The sequence below is a fragment of the Rhizobacter sp. P2_H2 genome, assembly GCF_056403375.1.
Genome location: NZ_JBFUFP010000142.1, coordinates 1 through 8699, shown reverse-complemented (window position 1 = coordinate 8699; position 8699 = coordinate 1). Strand labels below are relative to the sequence as shown.

Here is an 8699-nt window from a genome sequence, read left to right as displayed (position 1 = left end):
CGGCCGCGCCGCGCGCGCCCAGGGCCGCGACGCGCACGCCCGCCCCCATCGCGCCGGCGCCCAGCGCGATGCCGAGCAGCGACACCTCGCTCATGCGGGCGCGCTCGTTGGTGAACGGGTTCAGCGACTGGCCGTGGTCGGCCATGTTCACCAGGTCGGCGGTCGCGGTCACGCCGCCATAGGCCATGGTCGCGCCGACGCCCACCAGCGCCACCGCCGCGACACCGCCGGTCGCGCAGATCAGCACCACGCCGGCGACCACGCCGGCCACCGCCGCGATCGTGTCGATGTGGTACTTGCGCCGGGCCTTTTCGAAGCCGGTTTCGGTGCGCGCATCGCCGACGAACAGCTTGATGTTGCCGTCGTCCTGCACCTTGAACTCGCCGTCCTCCGGCATCACCAGCGTGCAGCCGGTGCTCGGCAGGCTGTTGTTGGCCCGGTAGTCGTCGATGCTGTCGTAGCTCCAGCCCTGCTCGTCGACGTACTTGACGCCCGGCCCGTCCTGGCGCTCGACCTTGAACAGCGCCGTCTTGACGATGCCGGACTCCTTGGTCGCATAGACCACCGGCACCACGGTGACCTTCGCGTTCTCGCCGCCGACGTCGACGATCTCGTCGACCACGCCGTCGAGCATCTTCCGCTGGTCCTCGCCGAGCTTGCCGAACAGGTCCTGCGACAGCATCGCCTGCGCGTTCTGGTCCGGCTGCGACGGGTCCAGCGTGACCGACGGCTGCCAGCCGAACGAGGCCGCCACCGTGTTGCCGATGTGCGTGCGGCCGTGCATCTCGGTGGACCGCCCGCCGTACATCACGTAATGGTCGTTGATCAGCGCCTGCGCCATCACGGCCGGGTTCTCGTTGAACTTCTCGTACAGCTTTGCCGGATCACTGCGATCCTCGGGCTTCAGCGAGCGCAGCAGCTCGGCCTGCTCGGCGTGGGCGCCCGGTGCGGCGTTGGCGGTCATCGCGCGCTGCGCGACGTCGAAGTCGTCCTGCGCGGCCTGCAGCGCCTTCCAGGTCGCGCTGCGCTTCTCGCCGTCGGTGCCCTTCAGGTAAGGGTGATCCTTCAGCCAGCCGTCATGCGCCGTGCGGGCGCTGTCGACCACCGTCTTCTTCGAGCCGGTGGTCTGCTGGTGGTACAGCTCCAGCCAGTCGGAGCGCGCGTCGACCGCATGCGTGCGCGCATCGTCGACCTTCACCTGCAGCGCATGCAGGTCGCCGGCCGGCTTGCCGTCGCGCGCATCGGCCTGCGCCAGCTGCAGCGTGCGCCGCGCATCCTGGAAGGCCTGCACCGCCTGCAGCGCGGTGTACTCGCGCGACGACAGGCTGCCGGCGTCCGGCGCGTCGTAATGATGCGCATCGCGGATCGCGGCCGCGACCTGCACCAGCCGCGTGTCGACCGCGTCGTCCAGGTTCAGCGTCGGCACGGCGCTGCCCTGGGCGCCCTTCGCGCCGGCCAGCGCATCCGGCACGCTGACCGCCGGCGGGCGGTCGCTCGCCTGCGTCGCGAGCTGCCCCTCGACATCGGCGCGCGTGACGCGCGCCTTCAGCGCGGCGGCCTGCGCACGCCACAGCCGCTCGGTCACCGGGTGCATGTCGACACCCTTCTTCGACAGCGCACTGGAATGGCCGGCCGCCTGCATGAAGTAGACCTTGAACTCGCCGTGCTCCTCGCGGATCTCGGTGCCGTCCTTCTGCTTGAAGGTGGTGACGCCGTCCTGCTGCTTCACCTTGGTGCCGTCGCTCAGCGTGCTGAAGCCGTCGTCGTCCTTCGCCATCGAGCCGAGGTTGGCGGTCTCGGCGTACGCGCCGGGCGGCACCAGCGCGGCGGTGCGGTCRTAGCCGGGCGGGTAGGTGGTCGTGGCGGCGGTGTTGCGATGGTTCTTGCCCTGGCTGCCGGGCGTCGTCACCGGCTTCACGAAGCCGAAGGTGTCGTAGTCGTGCTGCGCCGCGAGCAGGCCGCGCTCGCTGTCGACCAGGCCGAGCCGGCTCTCGTAGTCCTTGACGGTCAGGCTGCGCTTGTCGTACTCGGCCAGCGCCTGGTCGAGCTTCCTCTGCTGCGCGTCCTTGTCGGCCGGCGCCGCGGCGGCCCAGGCGCTGCGCGCCTTGTCGACTTCATCGTCCTGGTCGGCCAGCGCCTGCTTCGCGCCCGCCAGGCCCTTGCGGGCTTCGTCCTCCTGCGTCTTCAGGTCGGCCTCGGAGCCGGCGAGCTTGTTCGCGTTCGAGATCTTGTTGCGCGTGTCGCCGGTCAGCGTGTCGACCTTCTTCTGCGCGTCGACGGTGGCCTGCGACGGCTTGGTCGCGCCGGCGCCGGTGTCGGTGCGCTGCGCCGCGGCCAGCTCGACGCGCGCCTGCCGCAGGTCGCGCACCGACTGCAGCGCATCGGCCTGGGCCTGCGCCGTGCGCTGCGTCTCGAGCTTCGCGCCGAGGTCGGTCTCCAGCGCGTCGATCTCGCGCTGCGGCTTGCCGTCACGGCGCGCCGCCTGCACCGCGAGGTCGGCGTCGTGCACCGCGCCGTTCGCCTTCGACAGGTCGCTGACTATGGCGTCGGCCTTGTCCAGCCACGGCTTCGCATCGAGCCGCGCGTCGCCTGTCGACGGGTCGCCGACGCGGTCGCGGTAGAGGGTGTCATAGGCGGTCTCGGCCTGGGTGGCGCGTTCGGTCGCGGCCTTCGCGGTCTTGTCGGCATCCCACAGCGCGGCGGTTTCCTTCGGCAGGTCGGTCCACTCGTCCGGCCCCCAATGGATGTTCACCTGGTACTGCCAGCGCCCGTCCTTGAAGTGGACGTTCTTGCCCAGGTCGCTGCCCGGCACCGCCCAGAACTCGCGGTTCGGGTCGAAGCGGTCCTCGGGGTTGACGGCCGCACGGCTGCGCGAGGCCTGGTCCCAGGTGTCCTTCGCGTTGCCGAGCGCGGCATCGGCGTCGAACTTCGCGAGGCGGGCGTCGGCCACCTCGTGCACCTGGCGCTGCACGTCGCGCACGTCGATCGCGTCCTGCAGCTTCTGGTAGGCCGCATCGACGACGGATGACGAGCCGCTGTGCTGCGCACTCGCGTACGCGTCCTGTGCCTTGCGCACGCCGATATCGGCGACCTTCAGGTTGAGGTCGGTCTGCGTCTTGCTGGCATCGAGCCCCATGCGCTGCAGCGTCGCCTTCGCGCCGTCGGCGGCCAGCTGCGCGGTGCGGGCCTCGTTCTCCGCGGCCGCCTTGGCGCGGAAGTAGTCGGGGTCGTGCCGGTCGGCGGCGCTCGGGTTGCGGTAGCCTTCGGCCGCGTGGGTCGCGGTGTCGGCCTTGGCCTGCAGGTCGTCGACGGTCTTCTGCTGCGCATCGATGGCCTTGCGGTCGGTCTCGCCCGCATCGAACTGCTTCACGTGCAGCGTGCGCACCTCGGGATCCTCGGCCTTCACCTCGTCGCGCAGGCCGTCGATCTGCGGCGTGACGCCCTTCMTGTCGAACGCGCCGCTCTTCTTCGCGCGTTCGAGGATCAGCGTCTCCTGCGCATCGAGCGAGGCCTGCGGGTCGGCGCCGTCCTGGCTCGCCTTGTCGGCTGCCACGCGCATCTCCTGCTGCGCCGCGGCCATGTACTGGCCGTAGGTGTCGTCCAGCGCCTTTTCCTTCGCGGCAGCCGGCTTGCCGCCGTTGGCCAGCGTCTCGTTGCGCTGCTCGACCTGGTCCTTCAGCTGCTGCTCGAGCCCGCTGGTGCGYGTCACCGCCGACTGCAGCGCCACGCGCCGCGCCTCGATGGCGGCGGCGCTCTGCGCCGAGTACCACGGCGGCTGAGCCGGCGGGGGCGGSGGGGGGGGCGGCGGCGGCGGGGGCGGAGGAGGAGGAGGCGGCGGCAGGGCCTGGAACACGCGCCCGATCGAATCAAGGAAGGACATGGTGGGTTCCTCGCGTCTGAGTCTGTGGGTTCATGTCTGTTCGTTTACTCGCGGCCTTCGGCCCAGCGCAGCAGCCGCGCCACCGGCTCGTACAGCGAGCGCGGGATGGCCTGCCCCTCGGGCACCTCGTCGTACAGCCGGCCGGCCAGTGCGGCATCGAATTCCATCGGGATCAGCGCCTCGCCGGCCAGGCGGCGCATCTGCGCAGCGACCTCGTTCTCGCCGCGCGCGATCACCCGCGGCAGGTCGCGCTCGCCCAGGTACTGCAGCGCGACCGCGGTGCTGCCCGAGCAGATCAGCGCCGAGGCCACGCGCACCCGGTCGGCCAGCCCGAGGTAGACCGCCTCGAAGTGCGCCATGCGCCGGCGGCCCGCATTGACCGGGTCGCCCTCGGATTCCTTGTGCTCCTGGCGCAGGTCCTCGATCGACATGCGCTGCTGCTTCATGAACTCGTGGTGCGCATGGGCGTAGTCGACGCCGGCCATCACGACGTAGATCACCGCGGCCCAGCCGGACACCGTCAGCAGCACACTGGCCGCCACCACCAGCACGGCCGGCGGCTGGGCGTAGCCGAGCTTCAGCGCGGTGTTCAGGAAGCTGGCGGTCACGACGGCCAGCAGCGCGCCGAGCAGCGCCGACTTGGCCAACATCTTCAGCAGGTTGACGAGGTTGCGCGTCGAGAACATGCGCTTGAGCCCCTCGGCCGGGTTCAGCCGGTTCACGTCGGGCTTGATGCGCGACCAGGTGGCCAGCGCCCCGACCTGCGCGAAGCAGCCGACCGCCGCCGCCAGCGCGGCGACCACCATCACCGGCAGCGCGCCCCACAGCAGCACCCCGGCGGTGTGCGAGAGCAATTCGACGACGCGATCGTCCGGCCGGCTCAGCACCTCGGGGCTGGTGGCGTGCCACCACAGCTCGCGCAGCAGCCCGAACAGCGCGGCACCGAGCAGCCACAGCGTGGCGGCGACGGCAATGAAGGACAGCGTGCCCGGCACGTCGGCGCTGAACACCACCTCGCCGCGCTTGCGCGCATCGCGCAGGCGCTTGGGCGTCGGGTCGCGGGTCTTCTCGGCCATCGCGCTACAACGCCAGCCGCAGGAACTCGAGCACGCCGTTGGACGGGCGCAGGAACTGCTGCAGCGATTCGTACACGAAGAACAGGAACAGCAGCATCATCAGCGTGGCCAGCAGGCTCTTCAGCGGCTGCGAGAACACGAACACGTTGAGCTGCGGCGCCACGCGCGAGATCAGCCCCATGCCCAGCTCGACCAGCACCAGCACCAGCAGCACCGGCGACGCGAGCTTGACGATCCACAGGTACAGCGTGTCGCCCTGGCGGATCGCGAACTCCTCCAGCACCTTGCCGACGTTCGGGAAGAACGACGCCACCGGCCACAGCCGGTACGAGTCGACGATCACGCCGACCAGCGCCAGCAGCCCGCCGGCCGCGACGAACAGCGTGATCACCAGCCAGCCGAGGAACTCGCCGGTGGGCCCGTTGTCGTGGCCAGCCACCGGGTCGAAGAAGGACGCGTTGGCCGAGCCGGTCTGGAAGTCGATCAGGTCGCCCACGCTCTGGATGGCCCAGATGAAAATGCCGAAGCCCAGCCCGAGCAGCAGGCCGATCAGCGCCTCCTTGCAGGCGATCAGCAACCACAGGCCGAGCGACAGCTCGGGCATCTCGCCGGCGATCGGCGACATGAAGAGCGCCAGCATGCCCAGCAGCCCGGCGCGCACGAAGCCGCTCAGCAGCTGGCCCGACAGGAAGGGCATCACCGCGAACACCGCGGCAAGCCGCGGCAGCGTCAGCGCGGCCGATGTGACGGTCTGCTCCAGCGCGGCGAGTTCGGCCATCGGCATCGTGCGGTCTCCTTCCGTGTGACGTTCAACGCGGCGGGCGCCGCGCCGCCCAGGCCTGCGCTGCGTTCTCTTCCAGCTGCTCGTCGGCGCGCGACTGCGCCTGGCGCCGCGCTTCGCGCCGCACGCGCTCGTGCATCTGCTCGGCCTTCTGCAGGTCGCCGGCGGCGCTGCGCAGCTGCCGGCGGCAGGCCTCCAGATCCTGCTGCTTCTGCAGCGCTGCATCGCGCGCCTGCTGGGCGTGCTGCGCGCTGTCGCGCACGCGGCCGTCGAGCGTACGGCTCCAGGCGCTCGCCTGGCGCATCAATGCAATGTCGAGCACTTCGGGCCGGCCGGCGACCGATGCCCAGACGGCACTCCGCGCCTCGACCTCGTGCAACCAGGCCTCGCGCAGGGCCCGGGCCTGTGCGACGGCCGCCGCGGCCACCTCGCGCTCGCGCGCCACGCGCTGCTGCGCGCGGCTGCGGTGCTGCTCGCGCACGCGGACCAGCAGCTTCCAGTCGACGTCCATCTCAGTCCGCTCCCGCGAGCCGGCGCAGCGCCGCCTCGGTCTTGTCGAACGCGACCGCCGTCTCCGGCGCCTGCGCGAGGAAGGCCTGCATCGCCGCGCGCGACTGGATCGCGCGGTCGGCCAGCGGATCGCTGCCGGCCTGGTATTCGCCGATCTGGATCAGCATCTCGAGCTCCTGGTGGCGCGCCATCAGCGCGCGAAAACGGGCCGCCGCGGCGCGATGCTCGCGCGGCACGATGTTCGACATCACGCGGCTGACGCTGGCCAGCACATCGATCGCCGGGTAGTGGTTGGCCGCCGCGAGCTTGCGCGACAGCACGAGGTGGCCGTCGAGGATGGCGCGCACCTCCTCGGCGATCGGGTCGTTCTCCTCGTCGCCCTCGGTCAGCACCGAGTACACCGCGGTGATGGAGCCGCGGCGCCCCCGCCCGGCGCGCTCCAGCAGCTGCGGCAGCATCGAGAAGATCGACGGCGGGTAGCTGCGCCGCGTCGGCGGCTCGCCGCTGGCCAGGCCGATCTCGCGCTGGGCGCGCGCGAAGCGCGTCAGCGAGTCCATCACCAGCAGCACCCGCCGGCCCTGGTCGCGGAAGTGCTCGGCGATGGTGGTGGCGGCATAGGCCGACTTGATGCGCTCCATCGGCGGGCGGTCGGAGGTCGACACGATCATCACGCTGCGCGCCAGCCCGGCGGCACCGAGGTTGTATTCGAGGAACTCCTGCACCTCGCGGCCGCGCTCGCCGATCAGCGCGATCACGTTGACGTCCGCCGTCGAGCCGCGCGCCAGCATGCCCAGCAGCGTGCTCTTGCCGATGCCGGGCGGCGCGAACACGCCGATGCGCTGGCCTTCGCCGAGCGTCAGCAGGCCGTCGATGGCGCGGATGCCGGTCGCGAGCGGTTTCTCGATCAGCTTGCGCTGCAGCGGGTTCGGCGGCTCGCGGTGCACCGGCAGCCGCGCGTTCACCTCGAGCGGGCCCAGCGTGTCCAGCGGCTCGCCCAGCGCATCGAGCACGCGCCCGAGCAGCCCGTCGCCGACCGGACACACATGGCCGCGGCCCGACGGGATCACCACGGTCAGCGCCGACAGGCCGGTGGTCGGTCCCATCGGCGTCAGGATCGCGGTCGTGCCCGAGAAGCCGACCACCTCGGCCAGCAGCGGCGGCTCGCCCGGCGTGGTCAGCTCGCACAGCTCGCCGACGTGGGCCTGGATGCCGGTCGCCTCGATCGTCATGCCCACCGCGCGGCTGACGCGCCCGCGGATGCCGGCCGGCGCGGCACGGCGCAGCGCGTGCTCGAGGTCGGCGACGATGTCGAGCGCGGCGGCATCCATCAGCGCCCCCCCTGGCGTTCGATCGCCTTGCGGAAGGCCTCGAGCTGCGCATCGACGCCGATCTCCAGCGTGCCCGATGCCGATTGCACGACGCAGGCGCCGCTCGCGAGCGAGGCGTCGCACTGCACCGCGATGCTGGCCGGCAGGCCGCCCTCGCCCTGCAGGCGCGCCACCGCGCCGCGCAGCATCGGCTCCTGCGCCGGTGCGACGCGGATGGTCAGGAAGGGCTCGTGGCGGATCAGCGTGTCCACGCGCTGCAGTGCGCGCTCGATCAGCGTCGCCGGGTCGAGCTCGTCGACGAACTGCGCCACGCCCTTGACGACGATCTGCGCCATCGCCGCACGCAGCGCGCGCAGCTGGCGCTCGGTCGCCACCGCATCGGACACGACGCGCTGCGCGTGCTCGGCGCGCGCCGCCTCGAAGCCCTCCTGGTAGCCGCGCCGGCGGCTGTCCTCGGCCTGGCTGGTCGACTGGCGCACGATGCGCTCGCCCTCCCGGCGCGCCGCCTCGACCAGCGCGGCGGCATCCAGCAGCGCCGCGTACTCGGCCTCCTTCAGCACCTTGCGTTCGCTCAGCAGCTGCAGGTTCTCGGTGGTGATCAGAAAAGCCAGTCCCATGCGGGCAACCTTTCGGGGATGAGGCACTGCAGCATCACTTCCTGCAGCTGGTTCGCCTGGCGCGGCGCGAGCTCCGGCAGGCCGAGCGTGCTGACGCGCCGCGGCAACTTGCGCTGCACGCGCCGCAGCACGGCCTCGCCCTCGCCGGCCAGCGCGGCCAGCAGCAGGCGGTAGCCGCGGTCCAGCACGGTGCGGCCGGCACCCGCCGGGTGCTGCTGCAGTGCGGCGACGTTCATGCGCAGCTCGGTCAGCGCYGGCAGGCGCTCGGCGACGAACTCGGCCGCGTCGGCATCGAAGCGGCGTGCCTGGCGGCGCAGCACGGCGCCGATGCCGCGCTGGCGCAGCAGCGACTTGTGCGCGCACAGCCCGGTGTAGGCGGCCAGCCGGCGCAGCGAGGCGCCGTCGACCAGCGCGAGCCGGCCCAGGCGCGAATCGACGTTGTAGCGCGGCGCGCCCGCCTCGGCGCGCAACAGCTGTGCCAGCACGCCCTGCCCGGCCGCGCCGAAG

7 protein-coding genes are annotated in these 8699 nt (G+C 71.8%); all 7 read right to left on the bottom strand.

The window, feature by feature from the left end; translation table 11 throughout:
* The coding region (locus AC1D15_RS10770) for a DUF4781 domain-containing protein (RefSeq protein WP_477825969.1) at positions 1 to 3880 on the bottom strand (3880 nt) is incomplete at its 3' end.
* Between the two features lie 44 nt (positions 3881 to 3924).
* Entirely contained in the window at positions 3925 to 4956 is a 1032-nt protein-coding gene (locus AC1D15_RS10765) for an EscU/YscU/HrcU family type III secretion system export apparatus switch protein (RefSeq protein WP_477825968.1), read from the bottom strand.
* 4 nt (positions 4957 to 4960) lie between these two features.
* Positions 4961 to 5740: a type III secretion system export apparatus subunit SctT gene (gene sctT, locus AC1D15_RS10760; protein WP_465113148.1), complete on the bottom strand. Its 780-nt coding sequence runs from the start codon at positions 5738 to 5740 to the stop codon at positions 4961 to 4963.
* 25 nt (positions 5741 to 5765) lie between these two features.
* Positions 5766 to 6248, bottom strand: coding sequence for a serine kinase (locus AC1D15_RS10755; protein ID WP_477825967.1), 483 nt, complete (start codon positions 6246 to 6248; stop codon positions 5766 to 5768).
* Between the two features lies 1 nt (position 6249).
* Positions 6250 to 7575, bottom strand: coding sequence for a FliI/YscN family ATPase (locus AC1D15_RS10750; protein ID WP_477825966.1), 1326 nt, complete (start codon positions 7573 to 7575; stop codon positions 6250 to 6252).
* Positions 7575 to 8192 carry a type III secretion system stator protein SctL gene (sctL, locus tag AC1D15_RS10745; protein ID WP_477825965.1) on the bottom strand — a complete coding sequence of 206 codons (618 nt, stop codon included), beginning with the start codon at positions 8190 to 8192 and terminating at the stop codon, positions 7575 to 7577. The genes AC1D15_RS10750 and sctL overlap by 1 nt, the downstream gene beginning before the upstream one ends.
* Positions 8174 to 8699 (bottom strand): SctK family type III secretion system sorting platform protein (locus AC1D15_RS10740; RefSeq protein ID WP_477825964.1); only part of this gene is annotated, 526 nt, incomplete at its 5' end. The genes AC1D15_RS10740 and sctL, both read right to left, overlap by 19 nt.

Coding starts and splice junctions, on each gene's coding strand:
- AC1D15_RS10765 (WP_477825968.1), bottom strand. CDS start 4,956: ATGGCCGAGAAGACCCGCGACCCGACGCCCAAGCGCCTGCGCGATGCG.
- sctT (WP_465113148.1), bottom strand. CDS start 5,740: ATGCCGATGGCCGAACTCGCCGCGCTGGAGCAGACCGTCACATCGGCC.
- AC1D15_RS10755 (WP_477825967.1), bottom strand. CDS start 6,248: ATGGACGTCGACTGGAAGCTGCTGGTCCGCGTGCGCGAGCAGCACCGC.
- AC1D15_RS10750 (WP_477825966.1), bottom strand. CDS start 7,575: ATGGATGCCGCCGCGCTCGACATCGTCGCCGACCTCGAGCACGCGCTG.
- sctL (WP_477825965.1), bottom strand. CDS start 8,192: ATGGGACTGGCTTTTCTGATCACCACCGAGAACCTGCAGCTGCTGAGC.